At 70.6% G+C, this 21,547-nt stretch carries 19 protein-coding genes and 1 pseudogene; 8 read left to right on the top strand and 12 right to left on the bottom strand.

From position 1 onward, the window contains the following. Positions 1 to 4 precede the first annotated feature (4 nt). The 3 genes from ETD83_RS19790 to ETD83_RS19780 all read right to left on the bottom strand — a co-directional run bounded on the left by ETD83_RS19790 (position 5) and on the right by ETD83_RS19780 (position 1,634). The gene (locus ETD83_RS19790; RefSeq protein WP_138646624.1) at positions 5 to 391 is read right to left on the bottom strand and encodes a hypothetical protein; all 387 of its coding nucleotides are present in this window, start codon (positions 389 to 391) and stop codon (positions 5 to 7) included. 254 nt (positions 392 to 645) lie between these two features. Beyond that, positions 646 to 831, bottom strand: a complete 186-nt coding sequence (locus tag ETD83_RS19785) for a DUF397 domain-containing protein (protein ID WP_138646623.1) — start codon at positions 829 to 831, stop codon at positions 646 to 648. Further along, entirely contained in the window at positions 822 to 1,634 is an 813-nt protein-coding gene (locus ETD83_RS19780; RefSeq protein WP_138646622.1) for a helix-turn-helix domain-containing protein, read from the bottom strand. The genes ETD83_RS19785 and ETD83_RS19780 overlap by 10 nt, the downstream gene beginning before the upstream one ends. A gap of 187 nt (positions 1,635 to 1,821) precedes the next feature. On the opposite strand from ETD83_RS19780, the gene ETD83_RS19775 reads away from it, so the two are divergent. After that, complete coding sequence (locus ETD83_RS19775; protein WP_171064332.1) at positions 1,822 to 2,187, top strand: ATP-binding protein; 366 nt, start codon at positions 1,822 to 1,824, stop codon at positions 2,185 to 2,187. Next, the gene (locus tag ETD83_RS19770; protein WP_138646620.1) at positions 2,166 to 2,543 is read left to right on the top strand and encodes a hypothetical protein; all 378 of its coding nucleotides are present in this window, start codon (positions 2,166 to 2,168) and stop codon (positions 2,541 to 2,543) included. The genes ETD83_RS19775 and ETD83_RS19770 overlap by 22 nt, the downstream gene beginning before the upstream one ends. An 11-nt stretch (positions 2,544 to 2,554) precedes the next feature. On the opposite strand, the gene ETD83_RS19765 is transcribed toward ETD83_RS19770, so the two are convergent. From ETD83_RS19765 to ETD83_RS45715, 5 genes are all read right to left on the bottom strand, one after another. Continuing rightward, positions 2,555 to 2,812 (bottom strand): hypothetical protein, encoded by a 258-nt coding sequence (locus ETD83_RS19765; RefSeq protein WP_138646619.1) that lies wholly within the window; start codon positions 2,810 to 2,812, stop codon positions 2,555 to 2,557. Next, positions 2,802 to 3,983, bottom strand: coding sequence for a hypothetical protein (locus ETD83_RS45395; protein ID WP_268920470.1), 1,182 nt, complete (start codon positions 3,981 to 3,983; stop codon positions 2,802 to 2,804). The genes ETD83_RS19765 and ETD83_RS45395 overlap by 11 nt, the downstream gene beginning before the upstream one ends. A gap of 60 nt (positions 3,984 to 4,043) precedes the next feature. Continuing rightward, on the bottom strand, positions 4,044 to 5,117 hold the full coding sequence (locus ETD83_RS19755; protein WP_205717775.1) for an SRPBCC family protein: 1,074 nt from the start codon (positions 5,115 to 5,117) through the stop codon (positions 4,044 to 4,046). A 186-nt stretch (positions 5,118 to 5,303) separates the two neighbouring features. Beyond that, the gene (locus tag ETD83_RS19750; protein WP_138646617.1) at positions 5,304 to 6,137 is read right to left on the bottom strand and encodes a phosphoribosylaminoimidazolesuccinocarboxamide synthase; all 834 of its coding nucleotides are present in this window, start codon (positions 6,135 to 6,137) and stop codon (positions 5,304 to 5,306) included. Positions 6,138 to 6,230: 93 nt separating this feature from the next. Beyond that, positions 6,231 to 7,688 (bottom strand): aminotransferase class I/II-fold pyridoxal phosphate-dependent enzyme, encoded by a 1,458-nt coding sequence (locus ETD83_RS45715; protein WP_138646616.1) that lies wholly within the window; start codon positions 7,686 to 7,688, stop codon positions 6,231 to 6,233. Between the two features lie 116 nt (positions 7,689 to 7,804). On the opposite strand from ETD83_RS45715, the gene ETD83_RS19740 reads away from it, so the two are divergent. Continuing rightward, positions 7,805 to 8,161 (top strand): DUF3140 domain-containing protein, encoded by a 357-nt coding sequence (locus ETD83_RS19740; RefSeq protein ID WP_138646615.1) that lies wholly within the window; start codon positions 7,805 to 7,807, stop codon positions 8,159 to 8,161. A 57-nt stretch (positions 8,162 to 8,218) separates the two neighbouring features. Next, the gene (locus ETD83_RS19735; RefSeq protein ID WP_205717774.1) at positions 8,219 to 8,416 is read left to right on the top strand and encodes a hypothetical protein; all 198 of its coding nucleotides are present in this window, start codon (positions 8,219 to 8,221) and stop codon (positions 8,414 to 8,416) included. A 7-nt stretch (positions 8,417 to 8,423) separates the two neighbouring features. Here the strand turns inward: ETD83_RS19735 and ETD83_RS19730 are convergent, their stop codons facing one another. Next, positions 8,424 to 9,311, bottom strand: a complete 888-nt coding sequence (locus ETD83_RS19730) for an arylamine N-acetyltransferase family protein (RefSeq protein WP_138646614.1) — start codon at positions 9,309 to 9,311, stop codon at positions 8,424 to 8,426. After that, positions 9,308 to 12,511, bottom strand: coding sequence for a BTAD domain-containing putative transcriptional regulator (locus ETD83_RS19725; protein ID WP_138646613.1), 3,204 nt, complete (start codon positions 12,509 to 12,511; stop codon positions 9,308 to 9,310). Before ETD83_RS19725 ends, ETD83_RS19730 begins: the two co-directional genes overlap by 4 nt. 92 nt (positions 12,512 to 12,603) lie before the next feature. Here ETD83_RS19725 and ETD83_RS19720 point away from each other — a divergent pair, with 92 nt between their 5' ends. Then, a complete protein-coding gene (locus ETD83_RS19720) occupies positions 12,604 to 13,485 on the top strand; it encodes an NAD(P)-dependent oxidoreductase (protein ID WP_138646612.1) in 882 nt (293 codons plus the stop codon). Here the strand turns inward: ETD83_RS19720 and ETD83_RS19715 are convergent. Beyond that, the gene (locus ETD83_RS19715; protein ID WP_230421033.1) at positions 13,469 to 14,920 is read right to left on the bottom strand and encodes a sensor histidine kinase; all 1,452 of its coding nucleotides are present in this window, start codon (positions 14,918 to 14,920) and stop codon (positions 13,469 to 13,471) included. The two genes, ETD83_RS19720 and ETD83_RS19715, sit on opposite strands and share 17 nt — an antisense overlap. A 125-nt stretch (positions 14,921 to 15,045) precedes the next feature. Here ETD83_RS19715 and ETD83_RS19710 point away from each other — a divergent pair. Continuing rightward, positions 15,046 to 15,312, top strand: a pseudogene (locus tag ETD83_RS19710) (DUF2332 family protein); the annotation flags it as partial. Positions 15,313 to 15,319: 7 nt separating this feature from the next. Here the strand turns inward: ETD83_RS19710 and ETD83_RS19705 are convergent. Continuing rightward, positions 15,320 to 16,117 carry a class I SAM-dependent methyltransferase gene (locus ETD83_RS19705; protein ID WP_138646611.1) on the bottom strand — a complete coding sequence of 266 codons (798 nt, stop codon included), beginning with the start codon at positions 16,115 to 16,117 and terminating at the stop codon, positions 15,320 to 15,322. Positions 16,118 to 16,169: 52 nt separating this feature from the next. On the opposite strand from ETD83_RS19705, the gene ETD83_RS19700 reads away from it, so the two are divergent. Next, entirely contained in the window at positions 16,170 to 19,313 is a 3,144-nt protein-coding gene (locus ETD83_RS19700) for an ATP-binding protein (RefSeq protein WP_138646610.1), read from the top strand. A gap of 500 nt (positions 19,314 to 19,813) precedes the next feature. Beyond that, the gene (locus tag ETD83_RS19695; protein WP_138646609.1) at positions 19,814 to 21,211 is read left to right on the top strand and encodes an FAD-binding oxidoreductase; all 1,398 of its coding nucleotides are present in this window, start codon (positions 19,814 to 19,816) and stop codon (positions 21,209 to 21,211) included. Positions 21,212 to 21,547: the final 336 nt, after the last annotated feature.

Genomic DNA, 21,547 nt, shown 5'->3' with positions numbered 1-21,547 from the left:
CCGGTCACCGGGTGAAGGTGTTGCTATCGCCGGTGGCAATGATGCCGTGATTGGTGTGCACCGCGGGGGACCGTTCACCGGACGTCATCACCCGCACCCCGGCTTGGTGCGCGTCCTGGATCCACTGCCGGATCTGCGCGGCCAGCTCGGTGTCGTCCGCCAGGGCCTTGCGAATGGGCTTACGCAACGCGGCCTGGTTGTCGCCGTTGGCGGGGTCGTCGATCACATCGGCCAGCGGCTCGGGCACCTCCTCGCCCTCGCCGCGGACACCGAAGATCCTCTGCGCCAGCCGTTGCCCGAGGCCCACCGTGACATCGGCCGCCTGGTCCTGCGTGCGCGCGAGCATCGCACCCCCGTAGGCGCCCGCAGCCATGGTCACGTACTGCGTCACGTCCCCGGCTAACTGCGCCAGATCCCCAGACATCCCGTGTGCCCTCCACTGAACGATCACCAGTGACCACACAGCCACCGACCGTCAGCAGGAGATTAGACGCGCCACCCCAGTTCTCGGATGCAAACACCGAAACCGGCCTATCAGCCACATCTCCGGACCCGGCTCAACACGCGATCGTGGCACCCGTCCGGCCATAGATTCAAGAGCCAGAGTTAGGGCCAATCCGATAATGATCCCGCCGATCAATGCGGCTAGAGGCTTTTAAGCGCCTCGGTCAGGTGGCGGAATTCGGTGAGGTTCAGGGTGAGCTTGGGGCCTCCAGGATCCTTGCTGTCGCGGATGGCCACGGTCTCAAGATTGCTGGCTACCTCTACGCAAGCGCCGCCATTTTCGCCGCTCTTCCTAGCTTTGCGCCAAGTGGCGTCACTCAAGTCCATTTGGTTTCAATCACCTTTCTTATCATCTCCCGTGACATGGTCGCCGGGAGAGCCTTACTTCCCAATGTTCTCAGAGCTTGGGCCAGCCCAGTGAGGTCGTTCTCGTCTTCGGTCGTGATGCCGCGTACCGTCGTCTCAAGATACGCCACCTCGCTCCGATCGTTCATTGTCGCGAGAATGAACGCCCCACCGGTCGCGGCAGGAACACCGTCATCGTGCACCACGACTTGGATCGTGACGTTCGGTAGTTCACTCATCACTATCAGGTGCTCTAGTTGCTCCCTCATGATCTCAGGCGAGCCGGTGAGCGTCGTGAGCGCGTTCTCGCTCACGAAAGCGAGCAGGGTGGTGGGGGCGGGGACGTCGCGTGTGAGGATCTCCTGACGACTCATACGCGCCGCTACTTTTTCATCGGTCCCTAGGAAGGCGCGAGCGTAGCGCTCTTTCTGCAGAAGACCGGGGATGATGGTGTGCTCCCACCAGGTCAGTACGTTGGCCTCGGCCTCTACTTCGGGCCAGTCGAACCAAGTCGGGACGCCCAGGCGTCCGTCATCCTTGGCGAGGTCGTCGTAGAGGTTGAGCAGGACGCCGCCCGCCCTGAGTTCCGGGTCCATGATCTCGACGAATTCGCGTTTGCACCGCTTCTTCCCACTCTCGACCTGCGAGACGAAGGACGCGGTTTTGTTGGTGCGCTGCCCGACGCGGGCCTGACTCAACCCAGCGCGTTCCCGGTATCGCCGGAACTGGCGTCCGAAAGCCGCCAGCGCGGGTGACGTCAGTGCACGTCGTCGGGGGGATGCCATGATCGTCACTCCTCAACCTGCCGAAACCTCTTGTAACTAGTTCGGCAAGATCGCAGATCGGATGTTCTTTCTCTTCGAAGGTTAACAGTAACTCAGCGTGGATGGGTGGCTTACTGAGAGATACGAGGAATCGAGACGTTCAGGGGTCGTAGTGATGACAGCAGGAGCTCTTGCGCCGGGGAGGCCGGTGCTTGTTCTGGAGGCGACGGACCAGGCGCCCGCCAAGGCGCGCCGCTATCTCGACGAGCGGTTCCGCGAACTGGGGTGCGACGACCACTACGTCGGACGGATCGTGGTTACGGAACTGGTTACAAATGCGTACAAGCACGTCGGATTCGGGCAGATCGTGGTCCGGGTTTTCCCGGACAAGCGTGACGATCTGATCGTCATCGAGGTCGGGGACGAAGGGGCGGGGCTGCCCGTTGTCCGGGACGAGAACCACGAAGCCACGTGCGGCCGAGGGCTGCTGTTGATAGTGCAGCTCGTCCACGACTGGGGTGTCCGGCCGCTCAACGAGGAAGGGAAGGTCGTATGGGCTCGCTGCGGCCGCTGAACGTCCGGGCGCAGCGGTACGCGCTGCGGTGGCGGACGCGGCTGGGGCGGGCCACGGCGGTCCGCCACCTCGACCTACTCGCTGCGGCCGTTGTGTCCAAGGGCTACAGGTGCGTCAAGCTCTACCAGGAAGACGAGTTCCCCACCTGGCAGCCGCTGCTGTGGGTCTTCGCCTTCAGCCCGGACAACCACGTCAAGGTCGCGGTGGTGGTGCGTGCCACGCCTGGTGGTACGTGGGGCTACTACGAGGCCGCGCGCGGTAGGCACGGCTACCTCTCGCCTTGCGGCGACACCAAGCACGCCACCGAGCAGGTGGACGCGCTTCTCAGACACCGCATGTTCCCCGCCACCTGGTAGCCGTCCGGGACTTAGGGCTCGTCAGGGTTCAGTATCGCTGCGATGGCGTAGTGGACTTCGATGTCGCTGTAGGTGGTGTTCTCCTGGACCTTGTCCGGCAGGTTGGTGCGGTCGCTGCCGGACGTGGAGTCCTCGCTGGCGTTCCCCGTGAACGTGACAGAGCTTTCAGGGGCCACGTGGAAGCGGAGTTCGTCGGCTTTCACTTTGGCTGTGAAGAGGATGTCGGCCGTGCGTTGGCGCTCTGGGTCTGGGAGCCCGTCATGACTCACGGTCGTTCGGCTCCTTGTCGGGCGAGCGGGGCTGCTGGGAGATCATCCGGAGCAGGGCCCGGCCGAGGTCTCGCACAGACTCCTCGGTTCCGTGCAGGGCGGTCTGGAGGTCTCCGCCCTCCCGGCCGTCGGGCTGGGATTCATCCGCGTCGTTGTCGTCCCCGGTGTCGTTGACCGCTTCACCTGCGGACTTGCCTGCGCCGCTGGCCGCTTCACCTGCGGACTTGGCCGCGCCGCCGGCCGCCTCACCTGCGGACTTGCCTGCGTCGCTGGCCGCTTCGCCTGCGCCTTTGCCCACGCCCTCGGCCGCGCGTCCGGCACCTTCGGCTGCTTTTCCGGTGCCTTCGCCCACGTCCTGGACGGCATCGCCCGCGCCTTCGCCCACGTCCTGGACGGCATCGCCCGCGCCTTCGCCCACGTCCTGGACGGCATCGCCCGCGCCTTCGCCCACGTCCTTGACCGCGTCGCCCGCGCCTTCGCCGACGTTCTCGACCGCCCCGCCCGCGCCTTTGCCCACGTCCTGGACGGCTCCGCCTGCCCCACGACCGACGTCTTGGACGGCTCCGCCCGCGCCTTCGCCGACGCTCTCGACCGCGCCCCCGGCGCCTCGTCCGACGTCTTGGACGGCTCCACCTGTGCCTTCGCCGATGCTCTCGACCGCGCCCCCTGCGCCTCGGCCCACGTCTTCGACGGCGCCCTTGGCGCCCTTGCCGACCTCGCCTACCGCGGTGCCGGCGCCGGAGCCGATGTCGCGGGCCGCCGCCTCCACGCCGCGTCCGATGTGCTGGAGGATCTCGGGGTTGCGATCGAGCGTGGTCAGGACGCGGTCCACGATGATGGCCACGTTGTCGAGCCGGACCTTGAGCTGTGCCTGCGCCTCGACGCCCTTGATGCCCAGCTCGACCTTGCCGAGGAACACGTCCGCGCCGACGTTCAGCTTGAGCAGGTCGAGGACTTGGGCGACGAGCGAGACGTGCGCGTCCAGGTTCTCGACCTCAAGGGTGATCTCGTCCACCTTGAGCAGCGGGACGTCGAGGTAGACGTCCGGGCCCTCGTCGGGTTGCGGCCGCTTGTCGGGGGTCACGGGACGGCCGGTGAGACCTTCCTGCCTGTCGTCGGATGTGTTCCGCTCGCGTTCTGGTTCCGGATTGCCGGACGCGTCGTCGCCCATCGTTTCCCCCGATATTCGATCCGTCCCGCCGTTTGAACTCCCGTACCCACGGGTGCGGGCCTATGCCCGGCTGCGCTCGCGCTCCTTGCCGCGGTTGCGGTCCTTGCCTTCGGCCTCTTGTTCCTCTTCGTGGTCTTTGTCTTCGGCCTCCTGTTCCTCCTTGCGGTCTTTGTCTTCGGCCTCTTGTTCCTCTTCGTGGTCTTTGTCTTCGGCCTCCTGTTCCTCTTCGTGGTCCTTGCCTTCGGCCTCCTGTTCCTCTTCGTGGTCCTTGCCTTCGGACGCCTGTTCCTCCTTGAGGGCGTCCTCGTGGGTCTTGACCACTTCGCCGTCGCGGATCTCACCGCGCCAGCCCTCGACCTCCTCCTGGTTCAGGAGCGTCTGCGTCATCATGTGGCGCTTGATGTGCTTGAACTCCAGGCGGAGGCGGCGGCCCTGGGCGCGCCACAGGTTCGCGGTCTTCTCGAAGAATCCGTCCGGGTGGTATTCGGCCACCAGCAGGACTCGCGTCATGGTCGGCGCCAACTCGTGGAAGGTCACGGCGCCGTCGACGTATCCGCGCGGGCCCTTGGACGTCCAGACGATCCGCTCGTCCGGGACCTGCTCGGTGATCGTGGATTCCCAGTTCCGGTGGGACCAGAGGACCTGCGCCCGCCAGTTGACCTTCTCGTCGGACTCCTGCTCGACGCTCTCCACCTTCTTGGTGAAGCTCGGAAAGTCGGTGAACCGCGTCCACTGGTCGTAGGCGACGCGCCGTGGCAGCCCCACGTCGAACTGCTCGACGATGTTGGTGACCTTCGCCTTTCCGGCGCCACCGCCATCGCCACCGCCGTCGCCGCCACCACCGCCACCGCCGATGACCTCCTTCGCCTTCTCCTTCACACCGGCGACGCCCGCGCCGAGTCCCGCCTTCAGCGGGCCCGAGCCCTTGGCGAGCTTCTCCGCGCCGGTCGCCGCCGCCTTCTTACCGGCTCCCTTGCCGTCCGCGGCGTCGTTCAGCCGCTCGGTCATCCCCTCGATACCGCCGCTGGCCTTCTGCAGCGTCTGCACCATCAGCGCCCGGACGAACGCCCGCCCGGCCTCCTTGACCCCCTCGACGGGACGGCTCTGGCCTTCTTCGGTTCCTGTCTCCGGCATGATCATCACTTCGCTTCGTCGTTGCTTCCGTCTTGGTCGGCATAGCCGAGAGAATCCAGACAAAACGACAAAACCGCCGCTGAGCAGCGAAAACTAAAGATCTACCGTCCGGACGGGACGCGGGGAGGCGGGGAGCGCAGGCGGCCAGGGCGCCGTAGAGGAGCGCGAAGCCGCCGCGGGCAGGGGCTAGGAGTGCCAGCGGTTGCCGGTCAGGCGTTCGTAGACCTCTATGTAGCGGGCGCGGGTGGCGTCCACGACTTCCTGCGGGATGGCCGGGCCGGGCGGGGTGCGGTCCCAGTCGAGGGTGCTGCTCCAGTCGCGGACGTACTGCTTGTCGAGCGAGTGCTGCGGGCCGCCTGGACGCCACTGATCGGCGGGCCAGAAGCGGGACGAGTCGGACGTCAGGACCTCGTCGCCCAAGGTGAGGGTCCCGTCGGCGGCGCGGCCGAACTCCAGCTTCGTGTCGGCGATGATGATGCCGCGCTCGGCGGCGAGCGACGCGCCGCGCTTGTAGATCTCAAGGGTGACGTGCTTCAGACGGGCGGCGGTGTCGTCGCCGATCTCGGTGACGACGTCGTCGTAGGTGATGAACTCGTCGTGGCCGACCGTGGCCTTGGTGGTCGGGGTGAAGATCGGCTCGGGGAGCTTCGAGCCTTCGACCAGGCCGCCCGGCAGGGGGACGCCGGAGACCGCGCCGCCCTTCTCGTACTCCTTGAGGCCCAGGCCGGCGAGGTAGCCGCGGGCGATCCACTCGACGGGCAGCATGGTGAGGCGGCGGCAGCGGATGGCGCGTCCCTCCCACTCGTCCGGGACGTTCGTCGCCGAGATGATGTGGTTCGGGATGATGTCGGTGAGTTGCTCGAACCACCACAGGGACAGCTGCGTGAGGATCTTCCCCTTGTCGGGGATCAGCGTCGGCAGGACGACGTCGAACACGCTCACCCGGTCGGACGCGACGAGGAGCAGTTCGTCCCCGTCCGTGTAGACGTCCCTGACCTTGCCCGAGTGGACCAACTCCATGACGCTCCTCAACTCGTCGTCCGACGAAAGGGAGTCTGGCATAGGGGGTGAGCGGGGCCGCCGTCCGGTCGGCGAAGCGGGGACGTCGTCCGGTCAGCGCTCTATGAGGACCCGGATCGTCTTGGCGGAGGAGTCCGCCGCGTCCGGGACGACCATCCCGGCGTCGACGCCGCTGCGCAGGTAGTCCATGACCGGGGCGGTGATGCGCTCGCCCGGCAGGACGACGGGGATGCCCGGCGGGTACGGGGTCAGCATCTCCGCGCAGATCCGTCCGACGGCCTCGTCCGCGGAGACCTGCTCGGCGGGGCCGAAGAAGGCGTCGCGGGGCAGGACTTCGAGGTCGAGGCGCAGTTCGTCCGGCGGCGGGACGTGGACCTCCACCGCGGGCTCGATGTGCTCGCGCAGGTCGCGCAGGGCGGTGAGCAGCGGCGCGACGGTGTCCTCGCCGTCGGCGAAGGTGAGCTGGGCGCTGATCCGGCGGTGGTCGGCGAGATGCAGGTTGATGTGGTGGTGCGCGCGGAGCCAGTCGGCGGCCCGGTACCCGGTGGTGCCGAGACCGGCGAGGTCGATGACGACGGGCAGCGGGTCGAGGCTGTGGGCGAGGCCGGGGCCGGTGAACTCGTCCGGGCCCTGGACGGTGAAGCCGGGGATGGCGGCGATCTCCTCGCGGACGCGGGCGGCGAGGTCGAGAGCGTCCTGCAGCAGGTCGTGGCCGTGTTCGACCATCTGGCGGCGCCATCCGTCGAGGCCCGCGTAGAGCAGCACCGAGGGGCTGGTGGTCCCCAGGAGGTCCTCTCGGGCCTTGAGGACGGACGGGTCCACCAGGTCTCCCTGCAGGTGGAACACCGAGCCCTGCTCCAGCCCTGCGCCCATCTTGTGGACGCTCGTCACGCACACGTCGGCGCCCGCGTCCATCGCCCAGGTCGGCAGGTCGGGGTGGAAGGGCAGGTGCGCGCCCCACGCCTCGTCCACGATCAGCGGCCTTCCGCGTTCGTGGCAGGCGGACGCGATGGCGGCGAGGTCGGCGCACGTCCCGTACGGGGTGGGGCTCGTGACGAGGGCGCCGCGGGCGTCGGGATGCTCGTCCAGCGCGGCCGCGAACGCCGCCGCGGACGGCGGGTGCGCCAGCCGGCGGGACGCGTCCCACTGCGGCTCCACCCAGATCGGGCGGACACCGGACAGGATCAGGCCCGACACGACCGACTTGTGCGCGTCCCGTCCCACCAGGAGCCTCTCCCCCGGCCCGGCGACGGACAGCATCGCGCTCTTCACCGACAGGCTGCTGCCGCAGGTGGAGAAGAACGTCCGCTCGGCGTGGACGGCGTTCGCCATCAGTTCCTGTGCGCGTTCCAGGACCCCGTGGCTGGACGTGCGGTCGTCCAGGCCGGAGATCACGAGGATGTCGGAGCGGAACACCGCGTCACCCAGCACGGCCCGGACGCGCGGGTCGGCGCCGCGGCCCTGCTTGTGGCCGGGCGGGGTGAACGGGACCTGGCCTTCCCGGTGGTACGCGGCGAGGGCGTCGAGGACGGGGGCCTGCGAATGGTCCATGCCCGGCGTCTTCCCGAGCCGCCCCCGATCTAACGGGCACGCGCTCGGGGCGGGGTGAATGGGGCGGCCGGTGTCGGGTAGGGCCGGTTCGGAACGGGCGACAGGGAGTTATCCACATGAAAGATCGCATACCGGCCGAGGCGGAGCTGGCCTGGGAAGACTTCCACCGGCTCGTCAACATGACCTCCGACGAGCTGCGCATCTGGCTGATGACGGACGCGTCCGGCGAGGAGGCGTTCCCGCCCGGCCCGAGCCCCGGGGTGTCCGAACTCGGCGCCCGCGTGGTGGACGTCCTGCGCAAGCGGAAGGTGGACCTGACGGAAGGCGACGCTGACGTGATGCGCCAGGTCGTGGACTACGTGGAAGACCGGCTGGACGACCGGCCGCCGGACGCGGAACGGGACGAGGAGTGGCGGCACGCGCTCATGACGGTGGGCCACGACCCGCTGCGTCCCGAACCGTCCAGCGCCTAGGAGCCGTCCAGCCTAGGAGCCGCCCAGCGCCCTGGAACCGTCCAGCAGGGAGGAGGGATGATCATGCCGAACCCGCAGCAGCCCGAGATCCGGCGGTCGGAGCGGACCTCGGTGACGAACGAGCCCGCGCCGGAGGCCACCGACCCGAAGAAGACGAGGGCGAAGGGCCACGCGCACGGCACCGACAAGGGGAGCAAGGGAGGCGGGGAAGGCGGCGGGACGCCCCCCGACCAGAAACCACCCCACCCCGACTAGGACTTTCCTAGTTCCCGGAGTCGGCGCGGTTGCGTTCGAAGTCGATGAGGCGGGTCACGTCGTCGCCTTCCAGGACGATCCCGAATTCCTCCGCCAGCGTCTCGGGCAATTGTTCCGGGGTGAAGGTGCGGGTCTCGGTGGAGCCGCCGGGGCGGATGGTGGTCAGTTTCGTCCCGTCCAGGACGCGGTGCGAGTCGACGCTGAACCTCTGCGTGAAGGGACGGGTCGAGAACGGCGAGTGCGGATTCGACCAGACGAAGTAGTTCCCCACCTCGAAATCGATGCGGAACTGCTCGTTCATGGTGAACGTGTGGCGCTGGACCCAGCCGTCCTCTCCGCGCTGGTGGAGTTCCCAGCCGACCGTGCTGGGCGTCCAGGCGGTGGCGGTCCGGCCCTTCTGGAGGCGGAAGCCCCAGCCGTCCTGGTCGGCCTCCTCGCCGTCGAGCAGCCGCAGCGGTTCCAGCGGACCGGCGCCGAAGCCCACGTCGCACAGCCAGGCGGGCTCGTCGCGCGGCTGGCCCGGCGGGCGGACGTGCAGCAGCGCGTGCGTGGCGGGCAGCAGCTTGCGGGCGCCGAGCGTGACCCGTCCGGCCAGCGCGGTGACCTCGTAGCCGAGCCGTTCCAGCACCGCCGCGAACAGCCGGTTGTGCTCGTAGCAGTAGCCGCCGCGGGACCGTCCGACCAGCTTCGCCTGGACGGCGTCCAGCGACAGGACGACCGGCCGCCCCAGCATGATCTCCAGGTTCTCGAACGGGATGGACGTGGTGTGCGCCCGGTGCAGGGCGCGCAGCGTGTCGCCGGTCGGGGTCAGGTCGCCGTCGTACCCGGCCCGCTTCAGGTAGGCGGGCAGGTCGATGAGGTCGCCCTGCCATCCGTATCCGAGATCCTCGCTCATGGTTCCCCTTCGCCGTGGACCGTGCCCATGTGTGGGGTAACACCGGAGGCGGCCCGGATCCTCCCGATGATGCGGTCGACGTCGCGGCGTTCGGCGGCGGGCAGCGGCGCCCCGGCGGCCTCGCGGAGCGCGGCGGCCTCCGCGAGCAGCCCGGACGCCGCCGCGTGGTCGCCGGCGAGGGAGCGGGCCCCGGCGAGCCCTTCGAGGGCGAGCGCGACGGCGCGCGGGTCGCCGACGGCGCGGGCCCCGGCGAGGCCCTCGGTGTGCAGGGCGAGCGCGGTGTCGGCGTCGCCGCGCTCCTCGGCGATGAAGCCGAGCTGGGCGTGCGCGAACGCGATCCCGGCCGTCCCGCCGATGCCGCGCAGCCAGCCGAGCCAGGTGCGCAGGTGGGCCTCGGCGGCGTCGAGGTCGCCGCGCGCCCTGGCGACGAGCCCGAGCCCGATCTCCGCGAACTCCTGCGCGGACCGGGCCGCGTGCCGTCCGGCCAGGTCCAGGGCCCGTTCGTGCAGGTCGCGGGCTTGGTCGAGGTCCCCGGCGAGGAGCGCGAGGCGGCCGAGCCCGGACAGCCGGTAGGAGACCTCGGGCCACATCCGCAGTTCTTCGGCGACGCGGAGGGCGGCGCGGTGGCGGCGGGCCGATTCGTCGTGGTCGCCGGTGATCTCGGCGTGGCGGGCGAGGGCGTCGGACGCCTCCAGCCGCCCCCACGGGTCACCGAGCTCGTCGAAGATCGCCATGCTGGTCTCGGCGTCGTGGCGCGCCGCCGCCAGATGGCCGTGTCCGAGGGCGAACTTGGCGCGGGTGGTGAGCGCGGCGGCCGTGAACCACCGGTCGCCGCGCGCTTGGAACACCGACAGGGCATGGCCGACGCGTTCCTCGTTCGCGGCCATGTCGCCGTACGCCCAGTGGACGTGGCTGAGGAACCATTCCGCTTTGGCCCGGGCGAACTCGTCGCCCGCGTAGGCGGCGGTCAGGGCGGTCCGGCGGAGCTGCTCCGAATCCTTGCTCTCACCGGCCAGCATGGTGAAGGCCGCCAGCCACACGGCGGCGTCGTCCGAGGCCGTGGTGTCCGAGGGTGTGGTGTCCGAGGCCGTGGTGGGGGGCCGCAGCGCGGATTCGAGGGCGGTGCGGGCCTCGCCGAACCGTCCGCGCAGGAACCAGTACCAGCCCAGCGCGTTCGCCAGCCGGACGGCGACGGCGCCGCCGTGTTTCAGCGCGGCGGTGAGGTTGGCGGCCTCGCGGTCGAGGACGTACAGCCATTCGGCCTGCTCAGGGCCGTGCAGCCGCTCAGCCGCACGCTCGGCGAGGCCGGTGTAGTAGCGGGCGTGGCGGCGGCGGAACTCGGCCTCCTCGCCCGCCTCCCTCAGCCGCTCCAGGCCGTAGGCGGCGACCGACTCCAGGAGGCGGTAGCGGCCGTCCTGCTCCGTGCGGACGACGAGCGAACGGTCGACGAGCCTCGCGAGCACGGTGGCGTCCGCGTCGCAGACCGTCTCGGCCGCGTCGAGCGTGCACCCGCCCGCGTGGACGACGAGCCGACGCAGCGCGACCCGTTCCGGCCCGGTCAGCAGCTCCCAGCTCCAGCCGATCATCGCGCGGAGCGTCCGCTGCCGTTCCGGGCCGCCGTGCCGGGCGTCCGCGAGGATGCGGAAGCGGTCGTCCAGTCGGATGGCCAGCTCGCGCACCCCGAGTGACCGGACGCGGGTCGCGGCCAGTTCGAGCGCGAGGGGCAGGCCGTCCAGCCGCCGGCAGATCGACGCGACCCAGGGTGCGGACGCCTCGTCCAGCGCGAACCCGTGCGCCGCCGCCCCGGCCCGCGCGACGAACAACCGCACCGCGCTGGACTTCAGCAGCGCGTCCGGTGTCGTCTCGGGGCCGGGAAGGTCCAGCGGCGGGACGATCTGCAGCCGCTCCCCGGGCAGCCCCAGCGGCTCCCGGGACGTGGCGAGGATCCGCAGCCCCGACGCCCCGGCCAGCAGCCGTCCGGCCAGCTCGGCGGCGGGCTCGATGACGTGCTCGCAGTTGTCCAGGACGAGCAGCGACCGCCGGGCGCGCAGGGCCCGGGTGAGCCGCTCCACCGGCCCGTCGCCGCCCTCGTCCCACAATCCGAGGACCCGCGCCACCGGTTCGGCGACGTCCGCCGCCGTCTTGACCGTGTGCGCCTGCTCGGCGGCCAGCTCTACGAACCACACCCCGTCCGGGTGGTCGCCCGCCGAGCGCGCGGCCGTCTCCAGCGCGAGCCGTGTCTTGCCGACGCCGCCGGGTCCGGTCAACGTCACCAGCCGGTCGGACACGAGCTGCGCACGCGCCCGTTCGACCGCGTCCCCGCGCCCGATCAGCTCCCCGAGAACGGCGGGCAGCCGGGACGGGACGCGCGGGCGGGGCCGTCCCGCCTCGGACGGTTCCTGCTCCAGCATCGACAGGTAGAGCGCGGACAGCTCCGGGCTCGGCTCGACGCCCAGCTCCTCGGCCAGCCGTTCCCGCAGGTCGTGATACCCGGCCATGGCCTCGCTCTGGCGTCCGGCACGGTAGAGGGCGCGCAGATGCGCGGCGCGGAGCCGCTCGCGCAGCGGGTGCCGGGCGACCTCGGCGGTCAGCTCCGCACTGAGCGCGGCGTGTTCGCCCAGCTCAAGCCGGGCCTCGGCGTGCTCCTCCAGCGCGGCCAGCCGCCGCTCGTCAAGCTCGGTCGCGGCGCCGTGCGGCAGGTCGAAACCGTCGAACGCGGGCCCGCGCCACAGCGCCAGCGCCTCTCCCAGCAGGCGGGACCTGGTCAGCGGATCGGCCACCTCGTGCGCCTGGACGACGAGCGCCGCGAAACGTCCGGAGTCCACCGCGTCCGGGGGCACGTCGATCAGATAGCCGGGCGGACGCGCCACGACCAGCGCCCGGGCACCGGGTTCCGCATCGTCCAAGACCCGGCGGAGCTGCGAGACGCGGGCCTGCAGCGTGCCGGACGGGTTCCGCGGCGGACGGTCGCCCCACAACGCGTCCACCAGCCGGTCGACCGAGACCGGACGCCCGGGATCGGCCAGGAGCATCGCCAGCAGCGTCCGGACCTTCCGCTCGGGGACGTGCACAGCCGTGCTCCCGCCTGAGCCACCGCCCGAGCCGCCGCCCGTGCCAACGGCCGAGCCGCCGCCCGTGCCGCCGCCCGTGCCGCCGTCGCCTGTCCACACGGCGAGCGGCCCCAATACCCCGAAACGCACGACGTCCAGCGTACGCACCCGCCACGGAACCACCCGAAGCGTTTCCGTAGCGCCCGAAACCACGCTGGCCCCAACACCTAGAGGAGGATCCAATGGCGAAATCACCAGTGACGGTCATCGGGCTGGGTCCCATGGGCGCGACGATGGCGTCCACATTCCTTGGCAACGGGCATCCGACCACGGTGTGGAACAGGACCGCGGCCAAGGCGGAGCCGCTCGTGGCGAAAGGCGCGACCCTCGCCGCGACGCCCGCCGACGCGCTCGCCGCGTCCGAGCTGATCGTCATCAGCCAGACCGACTACACCGCGATGCACGACTCCCTCGACGACGCCGCCCACGCGCTCAAGGGCCGCGTCGTCGTCAACCTCAGCTCCGGCAGCCCGGACGAGCTGCGCCGCGCCGGGGAATGGGCGTCCCGGCACGGCGCGGACCTGCTGACCGGCGGCGTCATGGCGCCGCCGCAGGGCATCGGCAAACCGGGCGCGTACGTCTTCTACAGCGGCCAGGAGGCGACCCTCGACCGGCACCGCGAAACGCTCGGCGAGCTGGGCGAGGCCACGTTCGTCGGCCCGGACCTGGGCCTGTCGATGCTGTACTACCAGGCGCAGCTTTACCTGTTCTGGTCGACGCTGACGGCCTACATGCAGTCCGTGGCGCTGCTGGGCGCGGCGGGAGTGTCGGCGGAGCAGTTCCGTCCGTTCGCCGCCGTGACGGTGCGGGACCTCGCGTCGGACGGCCCCATGGGCTTCCTGAAGATCCTCACCGAGACGATCGACGCCGGCGTCCATCCGGGCGACGACCACACCCTCAGGATGCAGGCGGTCGGCGCCGACCACGTCGTGGAGGCCGTTCGCGAGGCAGGAATCGACACGGCCGGACCGCTCGCGCTCAGGGACCTGTTCTGGCGCGCCGTGGACGCGGGCCACGGCTCCGACGGCCTGTCCAGCGTCATCGAGGTCATCCGCCGCCCTTGAGCCCACCCTTGGGCCCGTCGTTGGGCCCGCCCATGGGCCCGCCCTTCTGGCCGTTCTTGGGGAGGGGCAGCCGGAGGACGAACCGGGCGCCGCTCGGGCTGTCCGCGATGCGCAGCGTGCCGCCGTAGACCTCGGCGATCTCGCGCGCGATGGGCAGCCCGAGCCCGGTGCCCTGCGGGTCCCGGGTCCGTGACTCGCGCAGCCTCGCGAACCGCTCGAAGACCCGCTCCCGCGCCTCCTCCGGGACGCCGGAACCGTCGTCCAGCACCTCGAGGACGGCCTCGTCGCCGTCCCGCGCCACCGTGACCTGGATGGCGTCGGTGGCGTGCCGTTCGGCGTTGCTCAGCAGGTTGCCGAGCACCCGCGCCAGCCGCACGGGGTTCGCCCGGACGATCACGCCCGGCTCCAGCGCCGTCGTGATCGGGATCCGGGGCGGGCGGCGCTCGACCTCCCGGCGGGCGAGGCCCGCGAGGTCGATCCGCTCCACCGGGACCGGGGCGCGGGCGTCGAGGCGGGACAGCTCCAGCAGGTCGATGACGATGTCGTTCAGCCGCCGCGTGTTGCCCAGCGCCGACTGGACCATCATTCTCCAGTCGTAGCCGTCGGGCTCGTCCAGCGCGGACTCCAGTTGCATCTGCAGCGCCGCGAGCGGGTTGCGGAGATCGTGCGACGCGTCCGAGATGAACCGGCGTTCCCGGTCCGTCGCCTCCTCCAGCCGTTCGAGCGTCGCGTTGACGGTCTCGGCGAGCGCCTGGAGCCTGACGCCCGCCTGCGGGACGGGCACCCGGTGCCCGAGGCCCCGCGCGCTGAACTCCGCCATCTCCGAGCGGATCTCGTCGACCGGGACGAACGCCCGCCCGATCGTGTGCCACGTCCACCACGCGATCAGCGCGAGCAGCGCCGCCATGATCAGCGCGAGGCCCAGCGGTAGCAGCCACACGTTCAGCAGCGTCGGCATCGGCGTCGCCGCGATGACCATCACGCCCGGGCCCCACGGCGACGTCCGCAGCCGCGTCCCGAACATCCACACGCACTCGTCCAGGTGGCCGGGGCAGGTGGTGCGGTCGATGAGCATCTTGTCCTTCCGGACGTCCTCGGCCGCCAGCGACGGGGCCCCGCTCAGCCCGACGCTCTCCGCCACGACCTCCCCCTCCGGGCCCAGGACCTGCATCAGCGGCGTCTCGTCCGGCTCGGGGTCGAGCACGTCCTCGTACCGTCCGCGGACGATGTCGGTCACGACCCGTTCGACCGTCCGCTCGGACTTCCGCCACACCTCGTTCTCCGCCCAGTCCCGCACCAGCAGCATCAGCAGCACGAACACCAGGACCAGGATCAACGCCGACACCGCCACGGTGGTGACCGTCGCGCGTCCCCGTACCGAGAAGAACAGCCGCCTGTGCCACCGGCGGACCGTCCCCCACCTCTCCGTCGCCACAGCCGATCCCCCGAATCCCGAACGGCCGGACACCAACAGTAACAACTCGCCCACCCAGCGTAGATCACGGCCATCGGCCGTCCTGATCAGGGATTCGTCCCGAAGGTTAGAATCGCGTCGTCACCACGACATGGGCGCTGTCGCGCTACTCGCTCGAAGATCGCCTCCGCTTCCTGCACCGTCTCGATGAAGCGGCGACCGGACGGACCGTGGCGTGGGTGTCGGCGGAGGGCGTCGGAGTCGCGCCGGCGATACCGACCTTCGGTGATCGCCGGGCGTCCGGCCACAGCATCATCGGCCTGGCGCTGTTCGACCACTCGGCCCTGCGCGCCGAGGCCCTCGGCCGCTGCTGGTCGCGGGGCCGCCTACTCTCATGGCTGGCCGGGTCCTAGCGTTCAGTCAGGCCGGTCTACCGGCGACTCCCCTGACCGCCCATGCCCTGGCGGTAAGGGCGATGGAGCCGTCCGGGGCGGTGGGCAGGCGGGTGCTGAGCAGATCGCGCAGGGCGTGCCGGTGCTCCTTGTCCAGCGACGTCGCGTACCCGGGCGCCGGGCCCTGGCCGCCGAGGAACGGCCGCCAGTAGTCGTCGAAGTCGGCGAACACCGTCGCCACCTCGATCGGCTCGACGGCGATCTCGTCCAGGCCCGTGTCGGCCCACAGTTGATGAAGGGGTTCGGGGCGGCACAGGGGGAAGCGGCGGTCTTCGTCCAGTTCGGCTGCGGCCGGGTCGAGAGCGGTGGCGGCGTCCCAGAAGTACCGCATCATCGCCATGCCCTCGCCGTAGTCCCAGACGTAGGCGGCAACCGTGCCGCCCTTCGCCGCGACCCGGCCGAATTCGGCCACGGCCAGGTGCGGCTCGGGGACGAAGTTGAGCGCCAGCCCGCTGACCACGGCATCGAACCGGCGATCGGGCAGCGGGAGCGAACGGGCGTCCCCCGTACGGAAGCTCGCCCGCGTGTCGGAGACCTGGGCGCGTGCGCGGGCCAGGAAGCCTTCTGACGTGTCCACGCCGATGACCTGGGCAGGGTCTTTCCAGGCCAGGACCGCTGACGTCAACGCCCCGGTGCCGCAGCCGACGTCCACCCAGCGCTTGCCGGCGGGCACGTCCAGCCAGCGCAGGAACGGGACCGCGACCCGGCGGCTCCAGCGGCCCACATAGTCCTCGTAGGCGTCACCGGCAGCCCATACGTCGCCCATGGCGTGACGACAATACAGCTAGCCTGAGGAGGTTTCGGGAGGCGGCTTTGCCATGCTGTACGCGTCTCTGCTGGGGGATCAGGTAATCGGCGACGACGAGACGGGAGCGCGGACTCGTTCACCGCGCACCGTCGGCCTTGTCGCGTATCTGGCCGCCCATGCGGGGTCCCCCCAGACCCGGCAGCGCATCGCGGGGATCTTCTGGCCCGACTCCACGGACGCGCAGGCGCTGACCAACCTGCGCCGCGAACTGCATCACCTGCGCCGGATTCTCGGTCCTGAGCCTTCGCTGGTGGTCACGTCCAGGGATCTCTGCTGGCGGGACAGTGGGACGTGCCTTGTCGACCTGCGCGTCTTCGCCGTCCAGTGCGAGGAGGCCCGGGCGGCGCTGGCCAGCGGGGACGCCACCGCCGCCGCCGAGCACGCCACCAGGGCCATCGCCGAGTACAAGGGCGACCTCCTGCCCGGGGTGCATGACGACTGGGTGCTGGACGCCAGGTCTGAGCTTGAGCGCCGCTGCGTGGAGATGTGCGATCTGGTCGCCACGATGAGCGCCGGAACGGGCGACCCGACCAGGGCCGTGGACGCCGCCCGCCGCCGGATCCGGTTGCAGCCGCTGGAGGAGGTCGGCTACCGGGTCCTGATCCAGTTGCAGGCCGACCTGGGCGACCGCGCGGGCGCCATCAGCACCTACCACCACTGCGCGTCCGTCCTGGAGCGCGAGCTGGGCGTCGTCCCGGACCCGGCGACACGGCGGGCCTTCCAGCGCCTGATGGCGGACGCGGGTTCAAGTGAGGGCGAGGAGGCGGTGGCGGTCGCGCCGGACACCGGCCGGTCCGGTGTCGCCGTGGCCCGGCTCGTCGGCCGGTCGCGGGAACTCGACCAGCTGTGCGATCTGTGGCGGAGGGCCGTCGCGGGACGTCCCGGCTGCACGCTTGTGCGCGGCGCCGCCGGAGTCGGGAAGACCCGCCTGGTGACCGAGTTCGCCGAGCTGGCCCGGCGGCAGGGCGCCGTGGTGGCGGGCAGCCAGTGCTTCGGGTCGTCCGGACGCCTGGCGCTCGCACCGGTGGCGGACTGGCTGCGCACCCCGGCCGCGCGCTCCGCCACCGCGACGCTCGACGAGACGTGGCGCGCCGAGGTCGACCGGCTGGTGCCGGTCAAGGGCCAGGAGGCGCGGGGCGCGGGACCACGGGCCATGGCGGACGCCTGGCAGCGCCCCCGCTTCTTCGAGGGCCTCGCCCGGGCGCTGATCGCGGTCGGCCAGCCCATGGTGCTCGTCCTGGACAACATGCAGTGGTGCGACCAGGACACCCTCGCGTTCCTGACGTTCTACCTGGGGCTGGCGGGCGACACCCCGGTCATGGTGGCCGGAACGCTGCGCGATGAGGGACTCGGGGACGGCCCCGAACTCGCGGACTGGACCGTCCGGATGCGGACCGCCGACCTCCTCACCGACCTCACCCTCGACCCGCTGGAGGCCGAAGGCACGGCCGGACTCGCCGAGGCGATCACCGGACGGCGCCTCCCCGAAGCCGACGCGACCCTGCTCCACGCGACAACGGGCGGCTTCCCGCTCTACGTCGTGGAAACCCTGCGCGGCGCCCACGACCCTGACGGACGGCCCGGCGGCGGCCCGGACGGCGCAGGGGCCGACCCGGACGGCACAGGGGTCGACCCGGACGGCACCGGGGTCGGTGACCTCACCTCGGTCCTGCGCAACCGCCTGGAACGGGCGTCCGCACCGGCCCGCGAGATCGCCGGACTCGCCGCCGCCGTCGGGACCGACTTCACCCTGGACCTGCTCACCGAGGCGAGCGACCTGGACGCCGGCGTCGTGGTCGAGGCGGTCGACGAGCTGTGGCGCCACCGGATCATGCGGGAGTTCCGGGGCGGCTACGACTTCTCCCACGACCTCCTGCGGGACGCCGCGTACGCGGCAGTCACCCCGCCGAAACGATGGCTCCTGCACCGCCGCGTCGCACAGGGCCTGGAACTCCTCCACGCCGACGACACCGACGCGGTCTCCGCGCAGCTCGCCGAGCAGTACGCGCGCGGCGGGCGCCCCGACCGCGCGCTGGCCTACTACCGGCGGGCCGCCGACGTCGCGGCGGGCCTGTTCGCCCACACCGAGTCGATCCGGTTGCAGAAGGAGGCGCTGTCGATCGTCCGGGCCATGCCCGAGGGACGCGGCAGAGACACCAAGGAACTCGAAATCCTCAAGGCCATGGCGGCACCGCTCAACGCCAGGTACGGCTACTCCTCCCCGCACCTGCGGGAGACGATCGAACGCGCCGTCGCGCTGGCCGAATCACTCGGTGACGACGACTCGCTGCTGGACGGCCTGGTCGTGCTCTGGACGTCCCGGTTCGTCCGGGGCCGTATCACCGAGGGATACCGCGCCGCGGTCCAGGCGCTGGACAGCGCCGACCCCCACTCCGCGGCAAGCGGCCCGGCCCACTTCGCAGTCGGCGGAGGCGCCCTGAGCCTCGGCAGGCCCGCCGACGGCCTGCGGCACCTGGAACTCGCCGTCACGCTGACGCGCGGCGCCTTCATGCTGAGCGTCGGCACCCGTCCGGACGTCCACGGCACGGCCTGGGCGGCCCACGCCCACTGGCTCCTCGGCCACGACGACGAGGCGCTGGCCAGCTGCACCGACGCGATCAAGCAGGCCCGGACGACCAGCCATCCCTACGTCCTGGCCGTGGCACTCGCCTACGGCAGCGTCACCCATCAGATGCGCCGCGACATGCCCGCACTGAAGAACACCGTCACCGAACTACGCGACCTGTGCGGCCGCTACGACTTCGCCTACTACCGAGAGTGGGGCCTGATCCTGGACGGATGGCACCAGGGCGGCCCCGCAGGCGTCAACCTCGCCCGCCAGGGCATCGCGAACCTCAAGGCCCAAGACTCGTTCGCCCGCATGCCCTACTGGCTGTCGCTGCTCGCCGACCTGCTGGCACGCGACAACCGTCCAGACGCGGCACGAGCCACCCTCGACGCCGCCCTCGCAGCCGCGCAGTCCCACGACGACGTCTGGTGGCTACCCGAGGTAATGCGAATGCGCGCCGCCTACGACGACCACGAACAGGCCATCGCACGACTACGCTCCGCCGCGCAAACAGCGTCCACCCAAGGCAGCCTCGCCCTACTACACCGCTGCAACCACGACCTACAAACCCACCACGACCAGTGACCAACGCGGCGGCTAAACAAGACCCGCCCGACCTGCACGACCAGCGCCCAACGCGACTTGCACGGCCTGCACGACGAATACGCCCTGCGACCACCGAGCCCTCCGCGACCTGTGCCTACCGCGCCCTGCGACCTACGCCGCCGCGCGATCTGCATGACCTGCATGACCTGCGCCGCCTGCACGGTCTGCGTGACCTACGCGGTCTGTACGACTTGCGCGGCCTCCGACTAACGCTGCCTGCGACCAACGCAACCTGCGTTGCCCGCACGGCCTGCGCGGTCAACGCAGCCTGCGCGGTCAACGCAGCCCGCGCGGTCAACGCAGCCCGCGCGGTCAACGCGGTCCGTGTGGTCTGCGCGAGTTGCGTGGCGTGGGCGTTCGGGGGTTTCGCCTCAGCGTTCCGGCCAGCGACTGAGATGTCCGGCTCAGGGCGAACGCTTCGCGAACGCCCCGCTTCCTAACGTCGCTTTGATCGAGCAACGCATCCATGGGGGAGCACCATGAGCACGGCAACAGAACAAACCTCGTACGACGAGTTGGCCGGAGTCCTGCACGGTGACCTGATCAGACCGGGGGAGCCCGAGTACGACAGCGCCCGCGCCGTCTACAACGCCATGATCGACAAGCGTCCGGCCGCCATCGCCCGCTGCCGGGACGTCGTGGACGTCATCTCCTGCGTCCGGTTCGGCCGCGCGAACGGCGTTGAGCTCGCCATCAGGGGCGGCGGGCACAACGCGGGCGGGCTCGGAGTCTGGGACGACGCGCTGGTCATCGACCTCTCACTGCTGCGCAGCACCACGGTCGATCCCGCTGCGCGCACCGTCCGCGTCGACGCCGGATGCACCTGGCAGGACGTCGACCACGCGACCGTCGGATTCGGCATGGCCACCCCGTCTGGCTTCCTCGCGTCCACAGGCGTGGGCGGGCTGACGCTCGGCGGCGGCATCGGCTACCTGTCCCGCCGGTTCGGCCTCACCGTCGACAACCTGATCTCCGCCGACGTCGTCTTGGCCGACGGCACGTTCGTGCAGGCGAGCGAGACGTCCCACAGCGATCTGTTCTGGGCGCTGCGCGGCGGCGGCGGCAATTTCGGCGTCGTCACCTCGTTCACGTTCCGTTGCCACGAAATCGGCGAGCGCGGCACCATCGTCGGCGGCCCGGTGCTGTACGACATTGCCGACACCGCCGACGTCATGCGCTGGTACCGGGAGCTGCTGCCCTCGCTGCCGGAGGAGCTGAGCGGCTGGCTCGGGACCATGACCATCCCTCCGGCTCCGCCGTTCCCGGAGGAACTCTGGGGCCGCAAGTCCTGCGGGATCGTCTGGTGCTACACCGGTCCGCACGACAGGGCCGACAAGGTGCTTGAACCGGTCAAGACCTACGGCTCGCCGCTGCTGGTGGGCTTGCACGAGATGCCGTTCAACGTCCTGCAGAGCGCGTTCGACGGCCTCTACCCGGCCGGACTGCAGTGGTACTGGCGGGCGGACTTCTTCAACGAGATCTCCGACACCGCCATCGACATCCACTGCAAGTTTGGCGAGCAACTGCCGACCGGCCACTCCACCATGCACCTCTACCCCATCGACGGAGCCGCCGCCCGCGTGCCCGGCGACGCCACCGCCTTCGCTTACCGCGACGGCGGCTGGGCCGGCGTCATCGTCGGCGTCGACCCGGACCCGGCCAACTCCGCCCGCATCAGCCAATGGGCCCAGGACTACTGGCAAGAGCTACACCCCACCTCGGCAGGAGGCGCCTACATCAACTTCATGATGAGCGAGGGCCAGGACCGAGTCCGAGCGTCCTATCGCGGCAATTACGCCCGCCTTGCCGCCATCAAAACCCACTACGACCCGGACAACATTTTCCACATCAACCAAAACATCCAGCCCACCCACTAGCCGCGCCACCGAGTAACGCCCCACCGAGCCCGCCCCGAGCCATCCTGGGGTGGGCTCGGTGGCCGCGGCTGCGGAGTGGCGATTCAGGGGCCACCATTCCGCGTGAGCTTGTCCAAGGGTCGAAGTTAGGTTCCATTGGTCTGGTGTTCGGGTGTTCGGGTGTTCGGGTGGGGTGGCGCTGCGTACGGGGCCGCCCCTCCAAAGTCAAGGGCGCTTCGCGTCGCTTCGCGATGGGACTCCGTCCCACCCTTGACTTCGGAGCCTCTACGGCCCCTGGGAGCAGCTTTTCGTCGGGCAGGCTCCGCCCGCCCCCCGCCCGACGCGCCACCCCACACG

The organism is Actinomadura soli (genome assembly GCF_005889715.1).
Lineage (GTDB): Bacteria > Actinomycetota > Actinomycetes > Streptosporangiales > Streptosporangiaceae > Spirillospora > Spirillospora soli.
Note: the sequence above shows the minus strand (reverse complement) of the source record. Positions and strands in the feature narration are given on the sequence as shown.